Genomic DNA, 16,619 nt, shown 5'->3' with positions numbered 1-16,619 from the left:
CGCGGAAGGGGACCCCGACCGCGCGGCCCTTGCCACACCCCACCCCTGCACGCGACCAGTGCACACGACCACCAGTGACATGGAGGCCACGCGGTGAACACCCTGCCGCAGCAGCTGGCCAACGGGCTGCTCCTAGGCTCGATGTACGGGCTGATCGCCATCGGCTACACGATGGTGTACGGCATCGTCCAGCTCATCAACTTCGCGCACGGCGAGATCTTCATGACCGGAGGCTTCGGCGCCCTCACGGTCTACGTCTACATACTCCCCGACGGCACCTCGATGGCCATCGCCATCCCCCTGATGCTGATCGGCGGCGGACTCGTCGCCATCCTCATCGCCGTCGGAGCGGAACGGTTCGCCTACAGACCCCTGCGCGGAGCACCACGGCTAGCACCACTCATCACCGCGATCGGCCTCTCCCTGGCACTCCAGGAAGTCGTCCGCAACTTCTACCCCGGCGCCGACCGCACCATCGCCTTCCCCGGCCTCGACACCACCCACGACATCGGCTCCATCACCATCAAGGACGCCGACATCTTCCTGATCCTCGCCGCCATCGTCTGCATGTCCGCCCTCGCCTTCTTCGTCCGCAAGAGCCGCACCGGACGCGCCATGCAGGCCACCGCCCAGGACCCGGACACCGCCCAGCTCATGGGCATCGACACCAACCGCATCATCGTCATCGCCTTCGCCATCGGCGGCTTCTTCGCCGCCGTAGCAGCCGTCGCCTACGGCCTCAAATACGGCAACGTCGAATACCGCATGGGCTTCCTCATGGGCCTCAAGGCCTTCACCGCCGCCGTCCTCGGCGGCATCGGCAACATCTACGGCGCCATGCTCGGCGGCCTCGTCCTCGGCGTCGCCGAAACCCTCGCCTCCGCCTACATCGACGGCGTCCCCGGCATGCAACAACTCGGCGGCCAGAGCTGGGCCAACGTCTGGGCCTTCGCCCTCCTCATCATCGTCCTCCTCGTCAGGCCACAAGGCCTACTCGGCGAACGCGTCGCGGACAGGGCGTGATCACGATGACCGACACCACCAAGACCACCCCCACCGCCCGCGGACTCATCCCGCTCCCCCTCGCGGCAGCCCGCGCACTCCTCCTCGCCGGAGGCATCGCCACCACCGCCAGCGCCTTCCTCGCCTGGACCTGGACCTCCGAATTCCCCGGCGACCTCACCATCACCGGCTACCCCGGCGGCCTCCAGTGGCTGACCTTCACCGCCGGCATCCTCACCGCGCTGTTCGCCCTCGCCGCCTACGGCATACGAGGCCTCGGCTGGCTCCTGCCCGCCCGCAACAACGCACCCCTCGTCCTCACCGCCATCGGCGCCTTCGGCGTCACCTGGTACACGATCATCTCGATCGCCGTAGAACTCGGCGGACTCGCCAACCTCGAACCCGGCGGCTACATCGCAGCGATCGCCTCGGTGCTCCCCGTCCTCGGCGCCTTCGCTCTCCCCGAGCCGAACACCGGCGACACCAAGGAAAACCTCAAGGCGTACATCGCCAAGCCCGACGGCATCCCCGCACCCCAGCCCCTCAGCGGCTGGGCAGAGCGCGCCCTCATCACCGTCGTCACCGCCCTCGGCCTCGCCGTCTTCACCTACGGCATCGACACCGAATACGGCGAACTCTTCATCGGCTACCTCATCGTCGTCGTCTTCGCCGTCTGGGCCCTGCACACCGCAGGCCTCATCGACCGCTTCTCCCGCCTCGTCGCCCACAACCGCAGCTTCACGCTCGCCATGGGCTTCGCCGCCGCGATCGTCTTCCCCTTCACCCAGAGCAACGACCACTACGCCAACATCGGCGTCAACATCCTGATCTTCGGGACGGTCGCCCTCGGCCTGAACATCGTCGTCGGCCTCGCCGGACTCCTCGACCTCGGATACGTCGCCTTCCTCGGCGTCGGCGCCTACACCGCCGCCCTCGTCTCCGGCTCCGAGTTCTCCCGCTTCTCCGGCGTCCAGTTCCCCTTCTGGGCCGCCGCCCTCGCCGGCGCCGCCGCATCGCTCATCTTCGGCGTCCTCATCGGCGCCCCCACCCTGCGACTGCGCGGCGACTACCTCGCCATCGTCACCCTCGGCTTCGGAGAAATCTTCCGCATCGCCGTCAACAACATGGACGGCGACTCCGGCCCCGACATCACCAACGGCCCCAACGGCATCCCGGCCATCCCCGACCTCTCCTTCTTCGGCTACAACTTCGGGGAAGCCCACGACATCGCCGGCTTCACACTGGGCCGCTTCGCCAACTACTACTTGCTGATGGTGCTGATCATGGCCATCGTGGTCCTGGTCTACACCCGCGCCGCCGACTCCCGCATCGGCCGCTCCTGGATCGCCATCCGCGAAGACGAAACCGCCGCCACCGCCATGGGCATCAACGGCTTCCGCGTCAAACTCATCGCCTTCGCACTCGGCGCCACCCTCGCCGGCCTCGCCGGCACCGTCAGCGCCCACGTCACCTACAGCGTCGTACCCAACCCGTACCAGTTCGCCGGAGCCGCACCCCCCAACTCCGCGTTCCTCCTCGCCGCAGTCGTCCTCGGCGGCATGGGCACGGTCGCAGGCCCGATCCTCGGCGCAGCCCTGCTGTACCTGCTCCCGGAGAAGCTCGTCTTCCTCCAGGACAAGTCGCTGCTCGCCTTCGGCATCGCCCTCATCCTCCTGATGCGCTTCCGCCCCGAAGGCATCATCGCCAACCGCCGCCGCCAACTCGAATTCCACGAGACCGGCCAACTCGACGTACCAGACACCACGACGCTGACCGACGAACCGGCCACCGTGACCAAGGCGGGGGCGTGAACAACATGACGACACCAGTACTCGAAGCCCGCGACGTCACCATGCGCTTCGGCGGCCTCACCGCCGTCCGCTCGGTCGACTTCACCGTCAACTCCGGCGAGATCGTCGGCCTCATCGGCCCCAACGGCGCCGGCAAGACAACCTTCTTCAACTGCCTGACAGGGCTGTACATCCCGACGGAAGGGACGGTCTCGTACAAGGGAACGGTCCTCCCGCCGAAGCCCCACCTGGTGACGATGGCCGGCATCGCCCGCACCTTCCAGAACATCCGCCTCTTCGCCAACATGACGGTCCTCGAGAACGTCCTCGTCGGCCGCCACACGCGCACGAAGGAAGGCCTCTGGTCCGCCCTCCTGCGCGGCCCCGGCTTCAAGAAGGCGGAGAAGGCCAGCGAAGAACGAGCCATGGAACTCCTGGAGTTCATCGGCCTCGCGGACAAGCGGGACCACCTGGCACGCAACCTCCCCTACGGCGAACAGCGCAAGCTGGAGATCGCGAGGGCGCTCGCGTCCGAGCCGGGCCTGCTCCTCCTCGACGAGCCCACCGCCGGCATGAACCCCCAAGAGACGCGGGCGACCGAAGAGTTGGTCTTCGCCATCCGCGACAAGGGCATCGCCGTCCTCCTCATCGAGCACGACATGCGCTTCGTCTTCAACCTCTGCGACCGCGTCGCCGTCCTCGTCCAGGGCGAAAAACTCGTCGAAGGCACCTCCGAAGTCGTCCAGGCCGACGAACGCGTCATCGCCGCCTACCTGGGCGAACCGTTCGAGGGCGCCCCCGGCGAGGCAGAGGCCGCGGAGGTCGCGGCAGCCGAAGCGCAGAACGCCAGCACCAAGGGAGACGCCCAGTGACCGCACTCCTCGAGGTCGAAGACCTCCGGGTCGCCTACGGCAAGATCGAAGCCGTCAAGGGCATCTCCTTCAGCGTCGAAGCCGGCCAGGTCGTCACCCTCATCGGCACCAACGGCGCCGGCAAGACCACGACCCTGCGCACCCTCTCGGGCCTCCTCAAGCCGGCCGGCGGAAAGATCCTGTTCGACGGCAAGCCGCTCCACGGCGTCCCCGCCCACAAGATCGTCGCCCTCGGCCTCGCCCACTCCCCCGAAGGCCGGCACATCTTCCCCCGCCTCACCATCTTCGAAAACCTCCAGCTCGGAGCGTTCTTGAGGAAGGACACTGAAGGCATCCAGAAGGACATCCAGAAGGCATACGACCTGTTCCCCATCCTCGGAGAACGCCGCAACCAGGCGGCAGGAACCCTCTCCGGCGGCGAACAGCAAATGCTGGCCATGGGGCGCGCGCTCATGTCCCAGCCGAAGCTGCTCATGCTCGACGAACCGTCCATGGGACTCTCGCCGATCATGATGCAGAAGATCATGGCGACAATCGTCGAGCTGAAGTCCCAGGGCACGACGATCCTGCTCGTCGAGCAGAACGCCCAGGCCGCGCTGTCCCTGGCCGACCACGGGCACGTCATGGAGGTCGGCAACATCGTCCTCTCCGGCACCGGACAGGACCTGCTGCACGACGAATCCGTGCGCAAGGCGTACCTCGGCGAGGACTAACGTCCTTTGTGCCTACGACGAGGCCCGCGCCCCTGAATCAGGGACGCGGGCCTCGTTCGTGCCGTGTGCGTGGGCTCAGCCCTTGTTGGCCTTCTTCTCGTCGGCGTCCTGGATGACGGCCTCCGCGACCTGCTGCATCGACATGCGGCGGTCCATCGAGGTCTTCTGGATCCAACGGAACGCGGCGGGCTCGGTCAGGCCGTACTCGGTCTGGAGGATCGACTTCGCCCTGTCCACCAGCTTGCGGGTCTCCAAGCGGAGGGTGAGGTCCGCGACCTCGTTCTCCAGCTCCCTCAGCTCCGTGAACCGGGACACGGCCATCTCGATCGCCGGGACGACGTCACTCTTGCTGAACGGCTTGACCAGGTAGGCCATCGCGCCGGCGTCACGGGCACGCTCGACGAGGTCGCGCTGCGAGAAGGCGGTGAGCATGAGCACCGGGGCGATGCGCTCTTCGGCGATCTTCTCGGCCGCGGAGATGCCGTCCAGCTTGGGCATCTTGACGTCGAGGATGACGAGGTCGGGCTTGTGCTCGCGGGCGAGCTCCACGGCCTGCTCGCCGTCACCTGCCTCGCCGACGACGCTGTAGCCCTCTTCTTCGAGCATCTCTTTGAGGTCGAGCCGGATCAGGGCCTCGTCCTCGGCGATGACGACACGGGTCGTCAGCGGAGGCACGTGCGACTTGTCGTCGTCGGGCGCGTCTACGGGCTGGGGCGACTCGGGGGCGGTCACGGGGGCTCCTCGTTCAGGGCGGGGTGCTGCTGACAAGAGCCTACCTAGCTGCGGTAAGGTGGACGCGCGGCGGGTCAAGGGAAACCTTGGATTCCGTGGGCCCCGGTAGCCCAATTGGCAGCAGGCAATGGATTCAAAACCCATACAGTGTCGGTTCGAGTCCGACCCGGGGCACTTTTCCTTCGATTCGAAGGTTGGCACCGATAAGCGGATGTCCACGTTCTCGTGAACATCCGCTTTTTGCTGTGTGTCGCCGTGATCGCTCTCACAAAGTGATCCACATGTACGACGTGAGCACACGCAAGCGAGCACTCGCACTGGTTGGACAGGGGCGCAGCCTGAACTCGGTCAGCCGGGAGACGGGTATCTCACGAGCCGCGATCCGTTCCTGGCAGGAACGCCTGGAGCCCCTACCTCGAATGGCACCCGAGGATCCCGGGCCTCCGGCGGATGAACGCGCGTACTCCTATCTGCTGGGCCTTTACCTCGGCGACGGCTGCATCAGCGCCCACCCGCGCAGCGGCTATTACCTCCGCATCGCGTGCGCCGACGCATGGCCCGGCCTCATCCAGCTGTGCCGTGAGGCCATCACCCAAGTGCGCCCCAGCATTGGCGTGTACGCCCTGCAGAGGGAGGGCTGCACGATGGTCACCAGCTACTCCCGACACTGGCCCAGCCTCTTCCCACAGCACGGCCCCGGCAAGAAGCACGAGCGCACCATCGCACTTGCACCCTGGCAGCAAGCAATCGTCGACGCCCACCCCTGGGAATTCATTCGCGGCCTCATCCACTCCGACGGATGCCGCATCACCAACTGGACGACCCGCCTCGTAGATGGTGAGCCTAAGCGCTACGAATACCCCCGGTACTTCTTCACCAACTTGTCGGGCGACATCATGCGGCTCTTCACCGAGGCGCTGAACCTCGTGGGCGTCGAGTGGCGTCTGGCGAACTCCCGCAACATTTCCATCGCCCGCAAAGCCTCCGTAGCCCTCCTCGACACCCACGTAGGTCCCAAACACTGACCCCGCAATATGACCCGTCCCAGCCGACCCCACCCCCGGCTGGGACCCACCCCAAATCCCGACGCAACCGTTGACCACCCCGAACCCGGCCGGAGATCTTCGGCCGCATGACTCCCATCAACCGACGTGGGTTCGTCGCTGCGGCCGCCGCCGTTGCAGTGAGCCCGGAATCCGCCGCCGCCCTGGGGCAGACTGCAGGCGTGAGTGATCAAAGCGCAATGAACGCCAATGAATTGGACTTCTCGGACGACGCCGATTTCAAGGCGGCCGACAAGGGCTTCATCGCCGCCCTGGAGCCGGGAGTCGTCAAGAACGCCGCCGGAGACGTCGTATGGGACAACGACGCCTACGACTTCCTCGACGGCGACGCGCCGAAGACAGCGAACGCCAGTCTCTGGCGGCAGAGCCAGCTCGTGCGGAAGCAGGGGCTCTACAAGGTGGCCGACCGGATCTACCAGGTCCGTGGGCTGGACCTCTCGAACATGACGATCGTCGAGGGCGACACCGGAATCGTCGTCATCGATCCCCTGATCTCCGCCGAGACCGCGGCCGCCGCGCTCGAGCTGTACCGCGACAACATCAGCGCCGACAAGCAGGTCACCGGCCTCATCTACACCCACCCGCACGTCGACCACTACGGCGGCTGCCGAGGCGTACTCCCGGACGGTGCCGGCGATGTGCCGATCCTCGCCCCCGAGGGGTTCATGGAGCACGCCGTATCGGAGAACGTGTTCGCCGGCACCGCGATGACCCGCCGCTCCATCTACATGTACGGCGCCCACCTCGACAAGGGCCCCACCGCCCAGCTCGGCTGCGGGCTCGGGCAGAACATCTCGACCGGCACCGTCGGGCTGCTCGAACCCACCAAGTACGTCTCCGAGACCGGGCAGCGCGAGACCGTCGACGGTGTCGTCATGGAGTTCCAGATGACGCCCGGCACCGAGGCGCCCGCCGAGATGAACTTCCTGTTTCCCGAGCTGCGTGCCGTCTGTATGGCCGAGAACGCCACGCACACCATGCACAACATCGTCACTCTGCGGGGCGCGCAGGTCCGTGATGCCAAGCAGTGGGCGGCGTATCTCACCGAGTCCGTCGGCCTCTACGACGGTCAGGTCGACGTCGCCTTCGCCTCGCACCACTGGCCGACGTGGGGGAACGACGAGATCGTCGCCCTGCTCGAGGCCCAGCGGGATCTGTACGCCTACATGCACGACCAGACCCTCCGCATGCTCAACTCCGGTATGACGGGCAAGGAGATCGCCGAGGAGTTCCAACTCCCGCCCGCTCTTGCCGAGGTGTGGGCGAACCGTGGTTACTACGGGTCCGTGAGTCACAACGTGAAGGGCATCTATCAGCGGTACATGGGCTGGTTCGATGCCAACCCGGCGCATTTGTGGGAGCATCCGCCGGTCGCCGAGGCGAAGCGGTATGTGAAGGCGCTCGGGGGGATGAGCTCCGCCGTCGGGAAAGCCCGTGAGTTCCTCAGGGAGGGCGATCTGCGGTTCGCCGCCACTCTCCTCAATCACTGTGTCTTCGCCGACCCGGATCACCAGCAGTCCAAGCAACTGCTCGCGCAGGTCTACGAGAAGCTGGCGTACGCGACCGAGAACGCGGTGTGGCGGAACTTCTATCTGACGGGTGCGCGGGAGTTGCGGGAGGGGGTGAAGCAGGCCACGTCCGCGTCGGACAGTTCGGACGTGAAGGCGGCGCTCTCCGTGGATCAGCTCATCGATGCGATGTCCGTGCGCGTCGATGGGCCCAAGGCCTGGGATCTGGACCTGGCTATCGACTGGTATCTGCCGGGGCAGGCCACGTACTGGCATCTGCGGCTCAAGCATGGGGTTCTTACCCGTACTTCGGGCTCTGCGCCCAATGCCTCTGCCGGGCTCACTCTCATCATGAGCAAGGTGCAGCTGCTTCAACTGCTCGCGGGCAAGGGGCTGGGGTCGATTCAGGCGTCCGGTGACGTCACGTTGCTCACCAGGTTGTTCTCGGTGATCGTGACGCCGACCGCGGACTTCAACGTCGTGACGCCGTAAGGCTTATTTGTCTTCCTCGCCGATGTGGTGGATGCGGACGAGGTTCGTCGTGCCGGAGACGCCGGGCGGCGAGCCTGCCGTGATGACGACGATGTCGCCCTGCTCGCAGCGGCCGTATTTCAACAGCAGTTCGTCCACCTGGTCGACCATGGCGTCCGTCGAGTCGACGTGTGGGCCGAGGAAGGTCTCCACGCCCCAGGTGAGGTTGAGTTGGGAGCGGGTGGCCGGTTCGGGGGTGAAGGCCAGGACGGGGATGGGTGAGCGGTAGCGGGAGAGGCGGCGGACCGTGTCTCCGGACTGGGTGAAGGCGACGAGGAACTTGGCGCCGAGGAAGTCGCCCATTTCGGCTGCCGCGCGGGCTACCGCTCCGCCTTGCGTGCGGGGCTTGTTGCGTTCGGTCAGCGGTGGCAGGCCCTTCGCGAGGATGTCTTCCTCGGCGGCTTCGACGATCTTTGCCATCGTGCGGACCGTCTCGATGGGGTATTTGCCGACGCTGGTCTCGCCGGAGAGCATCACGGCGTCCGTGCCGTCGATGACGGCGTTGGCCACGTCCGAGGCCTCGGCCCTCGTCGGGCGGGAGTTCTCGATCATCGAGTCGAGCATCTGGGTGGCGACGATGACCGGCTTGGCGTTGCGCTTGGCGAGTTTGATGGCGCGCTTCTGGACGATGGGGACCTGTTCGAGGGGCATTTCGACGCCGAGGTCGCCGCGGGCGACCATGATGCCGTCGAAGGCGGCGACGATGTCGTCGATCGCGTCGACGGCTTGGGGTTTCTCGACTTTGGCGATGACGGGGAGGCGGCGGCCTTCTTCGTCCATGATGCGGTGGACGTCTTCGATGTCGCGGCCGCTGCGGACGAAGGAGAGGGCGATGACGTCGACGCCGGTGCGCAGGGCCCAGCGGAGGTCGGCCTCGTCCTTGTCGGAGAGGGCGGGGACGGAGACGGCGACGCCGGGGAGGTTGAGTCCTTTGTGGTCGGAGATCATGCCTCCTTCCAGCACCGTGGTGTGGACGCGGGGGCCGTCGACGGTGGTGACTTGGAGGCAGACTTTGCCGTCGTCCACGAGGATGCGTTCGCCGGGGGTGACGTCGGCGGCGAGGCCTTTGTAGGTCGTGCCGCAGCTCTCGCGGTCTCCTTGGGCGCCTTCTTCGACGGTGATGGTGAAGGTGTCGCCGCGTTCAAGGAGTACGGGTCCTTCGGTGAAGTGGCCGAGGCGGATCTTCGGGCCTTGAAGGTCGGCGAGGATGCCGACGCTGTGGCCGGTTTCGTCGGAGGCTTTGCGTACGCGGTGGTAGCGCTCCTCGTGCTCGGCGTGGGTGCCGTGGCTGAGGTTGAGGCGGGCTACGTCCATTCCGGCTTCGACCAGGGCTTTGATCTGGTCGTATGTGTCGGTGGCGGGGCCCAGGGTGCAGACGATTTTTGCTCGGCGCATGGTGTGACCCTAGGGCTTACCGGTGGGTAGGGAATTGGTCGTGCATGGCTACCCAACAACCTTTGGGTGAAGGGTTATTGACAAGTGTTGAATTGTGCGCAGGGGTGCTCCGATGAGCATTCTTGATGGGCGCTTACAGCTGTGGTGGTGCCATGGTGAATCGGGCGTTGACCTGGGCGTAGACGTGTTGGCGTTGGGGTTCGAGGTCGAGGGGTGCGGCTGCGGAGTCTTCGGCGGTGAAGGCTGCGGAGCGCATGCGGCCGGCTGAGGCGGCTCGTGCGTAGGGTTCGGCGTGTTCGGCGCCGATGTCGGCGAGTTCCACCAGTGCCGCCAGTGTGGTGCCGAGTGCTTCCGCGTATTCCCTTGCGCGCTGGACGGCTTCTCGTACGGCTTCCTGGCGTGCTTGTCGGTGGGCGGGTGAGTCGGGGCGCAGGGCCCACCAGGGACCGTCCACTCGCGTCAGGTCCAGGTCGGCCAGTCGTGTCGTGAGTTCCCCCAGTGCTGTGAAGTCGGTGAGTTCGGCGGTGATGTGGACGCGGCCGTGGTAGGCGTGGATGCGTTCGCCGCGGCCGTGTTCCTTGAGTTGGGGGCTGATGGAGAAGGATCCGGTTTCCAGCCTTTCCACCGCTTCGCCGTAGGTCTTGATGAGGTCGAGGGCGGTGGTGTTGCGGTGGGTGAGGTCGTCGAGGGCGGTGCGGCGGTCTTTGCCGCGGGAGGCGACGGTGATGCCGATGCGGGCGATCTCGGGGTCGACTTCGAGGTGGGCTTCGCCGCGGACGGCGATGCGGGGGGCGTCGGGGGTGCCGTAGGGGACGGCGGGTTGGGGGTCGTCAGTGGTGGACGCGGAGGACGAAGTAGGTGTGGTCATAACGACCCACTCTGTCAGTTCTTGGCTGGTTACGGCCCCGGGAAGTCACAGGTTGGGTCATCAGATCGAAACCTCAGGGGTCTGTTGCCGTTCGGCATGCCCGGGTCAGAATCTACGCGCGTCGTTGACCGTTCCCCGAGGAGATCTAGACATGCCGTTGAACCGCAGGAAGTTCCTGGAGAAGTCCGCCGTGACCGGGGCGGGGGTCGCGCTGGCGGGTGCCGTGGGGGCTCCTGCGGCGCAGGCTGCGGAGGCCAAGAAGGGGCAGAAGCCCGCGAGGCGGTACTCCCTGACGGTGATGGGCACCACGGACCTGCACGGCAACATCTTCAACTGGGACTACTTCAAGGACACGGAGTACTCGGACGCCAAGGGCAACGCGAAGGGTCTGGCCCGGGTGTCGACCCTGGTGAACCAGGTCCGTGCGGAGAAGGGCCGCCGCAACACGCTGCTGATCGACGCGGGCGACACGATCCAGGGCACGCCGCTGACGTACTACTACGCGAAGGTGGACCCGATCACCGCGGAGGGCGGTCCGGTCCACCCGATGGCGGCGGCGATGAATGCCATTGGCTATGACGCGGTGGCGCTGGGCAACCACGAGTTCAACTACGGCATCGAGACGCTGCGGAAGTTCGAGGACCAGTGTCACTTCCCGCTGCTCGGTGCGAACGCGCTGGACGCGAAGACCCTCAAGCCCGCCTTCCCGCCCTACTTCATCAAGAAGTTCTGCCCGCCGGGCCTCCCGCCGGTGAAGGTGGCCGTCCTCGGTCTGACCAACCCGGGTATCGCGATCTGGGACAAGGCGTACGTCGAGGGCAAGCTGGTGTTCCCGGGGCTTGAGGAGCAGGCCGCGAAGTGGGTGCCGAAGCTGCGGTCGATGGGTGCGGACGTCGTGGTCGTGTCCGCGCACTCCGGTTCCTCCGGTACCTCGTCGTACGGTGACCAGCTGCCGTACATCGAGAACTCGTCGGCGCTGGTGGCGCAGCAGGTGCCGGGGATCGACGCGATCCTGGTCGGGCATGCGCACACGGAGATCGCGGAGCTGTTGGTCACGAACGAGGAGACCGGCAAGACGGTCGTCCTCTCGGAGCCGCTGTGCTACGCGCAGCGTCTGACCCTGTTCGACTTCGAGTTGGTCTTCTCGAAGGGCCGTTGGACGGTCGAGTCGGTGAAGGCGACGGTGCGGGACTCGAAGACGGTCGCGGACGATCCGAAGATCACGAAGCTGCTGAAGGACGACCACGACATCGTCGTGGAGTACGTGAACCAGGTGGTCGGTACGGCGACGGAGACGCTGACGACGGTCGAGGCGCGGTACAAGGACGCTCCGATCATCGACCTGATCACGAAGGTCCAGGAGGACGTGGTCAAGGCGGCGCTGGCGAGCACGGAGTACGCGTCGCTGCCCGTCATCGCGCAGGCCTCGCCGTTCTCGCGTACGTCGGAGATCCCGGCCGGCGAGGTGACGATCCGGGATCTGTCGAGCCTGTACGTGTACGACAACACGCTGGTGGCGAAGCTGCTGACGGGTGCGCAGCTGAAGGCGTACCTGGAGTACTCGGCGGAGTACTTCGTGCAGACGGCGGCGGACGTGACGGTCGACGTGGAGAAGCTGACGAACGCGAACGGCCGGCCGGACTACAACTACGACTACGTGTCGGGGCTGTCGTACGAGATCGACATCGCGCAGGTGGCGGGTTCGCGGATCAAGAACGTCACCTACAACGGTGCGGCGCTGGACGACGCGCAGCAGTTCGTGTTCGCGGTGAACAACTACCGTGCGAACGGCGGTGGCGCGTTCCCGTACGTGGCGTCGGCCACCGAGTTGTGGGCGGAGTCGACGGAGATCCGGACGCGGATCGCGGAGTGGGTGACCGCGAAGGGTGTCCTGGACCCGTCGGAGTTCGCGTCGGTGGACTGGAAGCTGACGCGGGACGGTACGCCGGTCTTCTAGAGCCTTTCAGAGCGTCAGCAAGGACACGTCCACGGCGTCGGCGATGGCTTTCGCGCCGGCGTCGTTGACGTGGAGGCCGTCGCCGCTGTTGAACTCCTCGCGGATCCGGTCGGGTTGGTCCGGGTCGGCGACGGCGGCGGCGATGTCGACGACCGCGTCGAAGGGGTGGTCGTCGCCGAGGAGCCAGGTGTTGATCTCACGGCGTACGGTCTGGCCGCGCTCGCTGTCGTAGCCGTCGTAGACGGTGCCTCGGTAGGGGCCGATGGTGGAGCCGATGACGGTGAGGCCGGCGGTGTGGAGGCGGTCGGCGAGGGTGGTCAGGCCGGTGGTGAACTCGGCGGCGGTGGGTCCGTCGGCGGGTTCGGGGTGGGCGATGTGGCCGGGCATGCCGAGGTCGTTGAGGCCGATGTGGATCAGGACGTGGCTGACGCCGGGCACGTCGAGGACGTCGCGTTGGATGCGGGCCAGGAGGTGTTCGCCGATCTGGTCGCTGAGCAGGCGGTTGCCGGAGAGGCCCTGGTTGACGATCCAGCCCTGGGCCAGGCGGCGGCCGAGCTGGGCGGGGAAGCTGTTGTCGGCGCCGGGGGTGGTGGCCGCGCCCTCGATCCAGGAGTCTCCGAAGGCTACGGCGATGCGGGTGCCTTCGGGGGCGAGGACGTCGACGCCGGTGAGGAGGTGCCCGGTGCCGAACTCCTCGGCGCCTTCGAGCGAGGTGGCGGACAGCTGGTTGCCGGCGGCGGCGTATCCGGTGTCGTAGGGGACGGTGGAGAAGGTGGTGAGTCCCGTGTCGCCCGGCAGGTAGAGGCTGAGGGTGAGCTCCTCCCCCGCGCTGACGGGCAGCTCGACCGGGTCGCTGACGAGTTCCTCGCCGGCGGGGATCGTGGTCGTCGACGTGCCCGAGAAGCGCAGGGGTGTGTCGCTGGCGGGGTCGATGCCGCTGCCCTTGGTGCGCAGGGCGAGGTGGGCGCCGCCGATCTCCAGGGGGTCCTTGCCGTACCGGTTGCTCAGCCGTATGCGGACCGCCTCGCCGCCTCCGGCCAGGCGCAGGGACTGCCGTACGGTCTGGTCGGTGAAGCCGCGGGACTCCCACAGCGCGAAGCTCTCGTGGGGGCTGAGGACGGCGGTGCGGTGGGCGGCGATCCAGGTGGTGGTCATGTCGGGGGCAACATGACCGCCGCCGGGGTTCTTCCTGCTCAGCCCGTTTTCTTACCGTCCTTCGACCAGGGGCGTGAGCGTCGGGGCCTGTCGGGCGGACGGGATCCGGGGCTGCGGTTCGAGGCCGAAGGTGGTGAAGGCCGTTCGGGAAGGCAGCGGGTAGGGGTCCTTGCCGGTCAGGGAGTTGAGGATCGTCGCGCTGCGCCAGGCGGCGAGGCCGAGGTCGGGGGTGCCGACGCCGTGGGTGTGGCGTTCGGCGTTCTGGACGTATACCTGGCAGCCGGCGCCGGTGACGGAGGGGTCGAGGACCAGGCGGAACTGTTCGTCGACGCGGGGGCGTTCGCGGCTGTCGCGGCGCAGGTAGGGGTCGAGGCCGGCGAGGATGCGGCCGAGGGGGCGTTCGCGGTAGCCGGTGGCGAGGACGACGGCGTCGGTGGTGAGGCGGGAGCGGCTGCTCTGCTGGAGGTGTTCCAGGTGGAGTTCGATCTTGGTCGTCGCGATGCGGCCGGCGGTGCGGACGCGGACGCCGGGGGTGAGGACGGCGTCGGGCCAGCCGCCGTGCAGGGTGCGGCGGTAGAGCTCGTCGTGGATGGCGGCGATGGTGTCGGAGTCGATGCCCTTGTGGAGCTGCCACTGGGTGGTGACGAGCCGGTCGCGGGTGCCTTCGGCGAGGGCGTGGAAGTAGCGGGTGTAGTCGGGGGTGAAGTGCTCCAGGCCGAGCTTGGAGTACTCCATGGGCGCGAAGGCCTCGGTGCGGCCGAGCCAGTGGAGTCTCTCGCGGCCCGCCGGGCGGTTGCGGAGCAGGTCGAGGAAGACCTCGGCGCCGGACTGTCCCGAGCCGATGACGGTGACGTGGTCGGCGGCGAGGAGGGCGGCGCGGTGGTCGAGGTAGTCGGCGGCGTGGACGACGGGCACGCCGGGCGCCTCGACGAGGGGCTTGAGGGGTTCGGGGACGTACGGTTCGGTGCCGATGCCGAGGACGATGTTCTTGGTGTAGGTACGGCCGAGGGCCTCGGCTTCTCCGTCGGAGTCGAGCTGGGTGAAGTCGACCTCGAACACGTCGCGTTCGGGGTTGAAGCGGATGGCGTCGACCTGGTGGCCGAAGTGGAGTCCGGGGAGGTTCTCCGCCACCCAGCGGCAGTAGGCGTCGTACTCGGCGCGCTGGATGTGGAAGCGCTCGGCGAAGTAGAAGGGGAAGAGGCGGTCGCGGGCCTTGAGGTAGCTGAGGAAGCTCCAGGGGCTGGCGGGGTCGGCGAGGGTCACCAGGTCGGCGAGGAAGGGGACTTGGATGGTGGCGCCGTCGATGAGCAGGCCGGGGTGCCAGTCGAAGGTGGGGCGCTGTTCGTAGAAGACGGTGTCGAGTTCGGCGAGGGGGTGGGCGAGGGCGGCGAGCGAGAGGTTGACGGGGCCGATGCCGATGCCGACCAGGTCGCGGGGTGCGTCGGGCTCGTGGCGTGGGGGGTGGGTCATCTGGGGGTGGTTCCTTCCACGAGTTTCAGGAGCCCGGCGAGGTCGCCCGGCCGGGTGTGGGGGTTGAGGAGGGTGGCCTTGAGCCAGAGCCGCCCGTCGGTGCGGGCGCGGGCGAGGACGGCCCGGCCGTCGGTGAGGAGTTTTCGGCGTACGGCGGCCACGGCGTCGTCGGTGGCGCCCACCGGCCGGAACAGGACCGTGCTGATGGTGGGCGGGGCGTGGAGTTCGAAGCCGGGGTGGTCTTGGACGAGGTCTGCGAACTCCCGTGCCCGGTCGCAGACTTGGTCGACGAGGGCGCCGAGTCCGGTGCGGCCGAGGGTCCTGAGGGTGACGGCGATCTTGAGGATGTCGGGGCGGCGGGTGGTGCGCAGGGAGCGGCCGAGCAGGTCGGGCAGGCCGGCTTCGGTGTCGTCGTCGGCGTTGAGGTAGTCGGCGTGCTGGTGGAGGGCCGCGAGGTCGTGGGGGTTCTGGACGGCGAGGAGGCCTGCGGCGACCGGTTGCCAGCCGAGTTTGTGCAGGTCGAGGGTGACGGTGTCGGCGGCGCTCAGGCCGGTGAGCTTCTCGCGGTGCCGGTTGCTGAACAGGAGCCCTCCCCCGTAGGCCGCGTCGATGTGGAGACGGGCGCCGTGGGCTGTGCAGAGGCGGGCGATCTCGGGGAGCGGGTCGATGAGGCCGGCGTCGGTGGTGCCTGCGGTGGCGGCGACGAGGTGGGGGCCGGGGAGTTCGGTGAGGGCCTCGTCGAGGGCTGCGGGGTCGAGGACGCCTGCGGGCGCGGGGACGATGACCGGGTCGGGCATCCCCAGCAGCCAGGCGGCCCTCGGCAGGGAGTGGTGGGCGTTGGCCCCGCAGACGAGTCGGACGCCTTGGCCGTGGGTCTCGCGGGCGAGGAGGAGGGCGAGTTGGTTGGATTCGGTGCCGCCGGTTGTCACTAGGGCGTGGGGTGGGTTCGGCGTGTTGTTGGGTGCGGGCCGGTGGGGGCTGGTCGCGCAGTTCCCCGCGCCCCTAGCGGCGTAGACCTCCCCGGCGAGTGCCTGTACAACCAACTCCTCCAGCTCCGAAGCCGCCGGTGCCTGGTCCCAGGAGTCCAGGGACGGGTTGAGGACGCTTGCCGCGAGGTCGGCTGCCGCCGCGACGGCGAGGGGTGGGCAGTGGAGGTGGGCGGCGCACAGGGGATCGGCGGGGTCGGCTGAACCCTCGGCCAGGGCCCGCACGAGGTGCCGTAGAGCGTCCGGATCACCGTCGGACGGGAGTACGTCCCCCACCGCATCCCGCACCCGCGCCGCGACCGCGTCCGGGCCGCCCGCCGGCAGCGGCCCCCCACGCGCCCGCGCGCCCTCCCGCAGCGCATCCAGGACGGTGTCGAGCAACGGGCGCAGGGCGGCGGGGCCTTCGGGCCCTGACGCGAGGGGCGGCGTGCTCATGGTGTCCTCCGGGCGCTGGGCAGAGGGAGTTCCAGCTTGAACGTGGTTGCGTTCGTGCGCCCGGGAAGTCCAACGATCGGAACCCGAAAGGGGGTACGTCCGTACGGGGAAAGCGTGTCGGGGAGGTCCCCTGCACTACAG

Annotated in this window: 13 protein-coding genes and 1 tRNA gene; 8 read left to right on the top strand and 6 right to left on the bottom strand. The window is 67.7% G+C overall.

Features of this window, described 5'->3' with window-relative positions:
• The first annotated feature begins 93 nt into the window (after positions 1–93).
• Genes IG08_RS0104585 through IG08_RS0104570 form a run of 4 tightly spaced genes read left to right on the top strand, consistent with a single transcriptional unit; the run spans position 94 to position 4,377 of the window.
• Positions 94–1,023 carry a branched-chain amino acid ABC transporter permease gene (locus IG08_RS0104585; protein WP_030596554.1) on the top strand — a complete coding sequence of 310 codons (930 nt, stop codon included), beginning with the start codon at positions 94–96 and terminating at the stop codon, positions 1,021–1,023.
• Positions 1,024–1,028: 5 nt separating this feature from the next.
• Positions 1,029–2,813, top strand: coding sequence for a branched-chain amino acid ABC transporter permease (locus IG08_RS0104580; RefSeq protein WP_030596551.1), 1,785 nt, complete (start codon positions 1,029–1,031; stop codon positions 2,811–2,813).
• A 5-nt stretch (positions 2,814–2,818) separates the two neighbouring features.
• Positions 2,819–3,664, top strand: a complete 846-nt coding sequence (locus IG08_RS0104575) for an ABC transporter ATP-binding protein (RefSeq protein WP_030596550.1) — start codon at positions 2,819–2,821, stop codon at positions 3,662–3,664.
• Complete coding sequence (locus tag IG08_RS0104570; RefSeq protein ID WP_030596548.1) at positions 3,661–4,377, top strand: ABC transporter ATP-binding protein; 717 nt, start codon at positions 3,661–3,663, stop codon at positions 4,375–4,377. The genes IG08_RS0104575 and IG08_RS0104570 overlap by 4 nt, the downstream gene beginning before the upstream one ends.
• A gap of 75 nt (positions 4,378–4,452) precedes the next feature.
• Here IG08_RS0104570 and IG08_RS0104565 read toward each other — a convergent pair whose 3' ends face one another.
• On the bottom strand, positions 4,453–5,109 hold the full coding sequence (locus IG08_RS0104565; protein ID WP_030596546.1) for an ANTAR domain-containing response regulator: 657 nt from the start codon (positions 5,107–5,109) through the stop codon (positions 4,453–4,455).
• 99 nt (positions 5,110–5,208) lie between these two features.
• On the opposite strand from IG08_RS0104565, the gene IG08_RS0104560 reads away from it, so the two are divergent.
• The 3 genes from IG08_RS0104560 to IG08_RS0104550 all read left to right on the top strand — a co-directional run bounded on the left by IG08_RS0104560 (position 5,209) and on the right by IG08_RS0104550 (position 8,173).
• Positions 5,209–5,283, top strand: a tRNA-Leu gene (locus tag IG08_RS0104560).
• Positions 5,284–5,390: 107 nt separating this feature from the next.
• Positions 5,391–6,134: a helix-turn-helix domain-containing protein gene (locus IG08_RS0104555; RefSeq protein ID WP_030596544.1), complete on the top strand. Its 744-nt coding sequence runs from the start codon at positions 5,391–5,393 to the stop codon at positions 6,132–6,134.
• A 107-nt stretch (positions 6,135–6,241) separates the two neighbouring features.
• On the top strand, positions 6,242–8,173 hold the full coding sequence (locus tag IG08_RS0104550; RefSeq protein WP_030596542.1) for an alkyl/aryl-sulfatase: 1,932 nt from the start codon (positions 6,242–6,244) through the stop codon (positions 8,171–8,173).
• Between the two features lie 3 nt (positions 8,174–8,176).
• On the opposite strand, the gene pyk is transcribed toward IG08_RS0104550, so the two are convergent.
• The gene (pyk, locus tag IG08_RS0104545; protein WP_030596541.1) at positions 8,177–9,607 is read right to left on the bottom strand and encodes a pyruvate kinase; all 1,431 of its coding nucleotides are present in this window, start codon (positions 9,605–9,607) and stop codon (positions 8,177–8,179) included.
• A gap of 133 nt (positions 9,608–9,740) precedes the next feature.
• Entirely contained in the window at positions 9,741–10,475 is a 735-nt protein-coding gene (locus IG08_RS0104540) for an SIMPL domain-containing protein (RefSeq protein WP_030596540.1), read from the bottom strand.
• 151 nt (positions 10,476–10,626) lie between these two features.
• Between IG08_RS0104540 and IG08_RS0104535 the strand changes: the two genes are divergently transcribed.
• Positions 10,627–12,432, top strand: a complete 1,806-nt coding sequence (locus IG08_RS0104535) for a bifunctional metallophosphatase/5'-nucleotidase (protein WP_030596539.1) — start codon at positions 10,627–10,629, stop codon at positions 12,430–12,432.
• Between the two features lie 6 nt (positions 12,433–12,438).
• Here IG08_RS0104535 and IG08_RS0104530 read toward each other — a convergent pair whose 3' ends face one another.
• From IG08_RS0104530 to IG08_RS0104520, 3 genes are read right to left on the bottom strand one after another with little or no spacing between them, the layout of a single operon-like run.
• The gene (locus tag IG08_RS0104530; protein WP_030596538.1) at positions 12,439–13,587 is read right to left on the bottom strand and encodes a GDSL-type esterase/lipase family protein; all 1,149 of its coding nucleotides are present in this window, start codon (positions 13,585–13,587) and stop codon (positions 12,439–12,441) included.
• A 51-nt stretch (positions 13,588–13,638) separates the two neighbouring features.
• Positions 13,639–15,057 carry a lysine N(6)-hydroxylase/L-ornithine N(5)-oxygenase family protein gene (locus IG08_RS0104525; protein ID WP_030596536.1) on the bottom strand — a complete coding sequence of 473 codons (1,419 nt, stop codon included), beginning with the start codon at positions 15,055–15,057 and terminating at the stop codon, positions 13,639–13,641.
• Positions 15,054–16,478: a pyridoxal phosphate-dependent decarboxylase family protein gene (locus tag IG08_RS0104520; RefSeq protein ID WP_030596534.1), complete on the bottom strand. Its 1,425-nt coding sequence runs from the start codon at positions 16,476–16,478 to the stop codon at positions 15,054–15,056. Before IG08_RS0104520 ends, IG08_RS0104525 begins: the two co-directional genes overlap by 4 nt.
• Between the last annotated feature and the right edge of the window lie 141 nt (positions 16,479–16,619).

It is taken from the genome of Streptomyces fulvoviolaceus (assembly GCF_000718165.1).
Lineage (GTDB): Bacteria > Actinomycetota > Actinomycetes > Streptomycetales > Streptomycetaceae > Streptomyces > Streptomyces fulvoviolaceus.
This window is presented reverse-complemented; position numbering and strand designations above follow the sequence as displayed.

Coding starts and splice junctions, on each gene's coding strand:
- IG08_RS0104580 (WP_030596551.1), top strand. CDS start 1,029: ATGACCGACACCACCAAGACCACCCCCACCGCCCGCGGACTCATCCCG.
- IG08_RS0104575 (WP_030596550.1), top strand. CDS start 2,819: ATGACGACACCAGTACTCGAAGCCCGCGACGTCACCATGCGCTTCGGC.
- IG08_RS0104555 (WP_030596544.1), top strand. CDS start 5,391: ATGTACGACGTGAGCACACGCAAGCGAGCACTCGCACTGGTTGGACAG.
- IG08_RS0104550 (WP_030596542.1), top strand. CDS start 6,242: ATGACTCCCATCAACCGACGTGGGTTCGTCGCTGCGGCCGCCGCCGTT.
- pyk (WP_030596541.1), bottom strand. CDS start 9,607: ATGCGCCGAGCAAAAATCGTCTGCACCCTGGGCCCCGCCACCGACACA.
- IG08_RS0104540 (WP_030596540.1), bottom strand. CDS start 10,475: ATGACCACACCTACTTCGTCCTCCGCGTCCACCACTGACGACCCCCAA.
- IG08_RS0104535 (WP_030596539.1), top strand. CDS start 10,627: ATGCCGTTGAACCGCAGGAAGTTCCTGGAGAAGTCCGCCGTGACCGGG.
- IG08_RS0104530 (WP_030596538.1), bottom strand. CDS start 13,587: ATGACCACCACCTGGATCGCCGCCCACCGCACCGCCGTCCTCAGCCCC.
- IG08_RS0104525 (WP_030596536.1), bottom strand. CDS start 15,057: ATGACCCACCCCCCACGCCACGAGCCCGACGCACCCCGCGACCTGGTC.
- IG08_RS0104520 (WP_030596534.1), bottom strand. CDS start 16,478: ATGAGCACGCCGCCCCTCGCGTCAGGGCCCGAAGGCCCCGCCGCCCTG.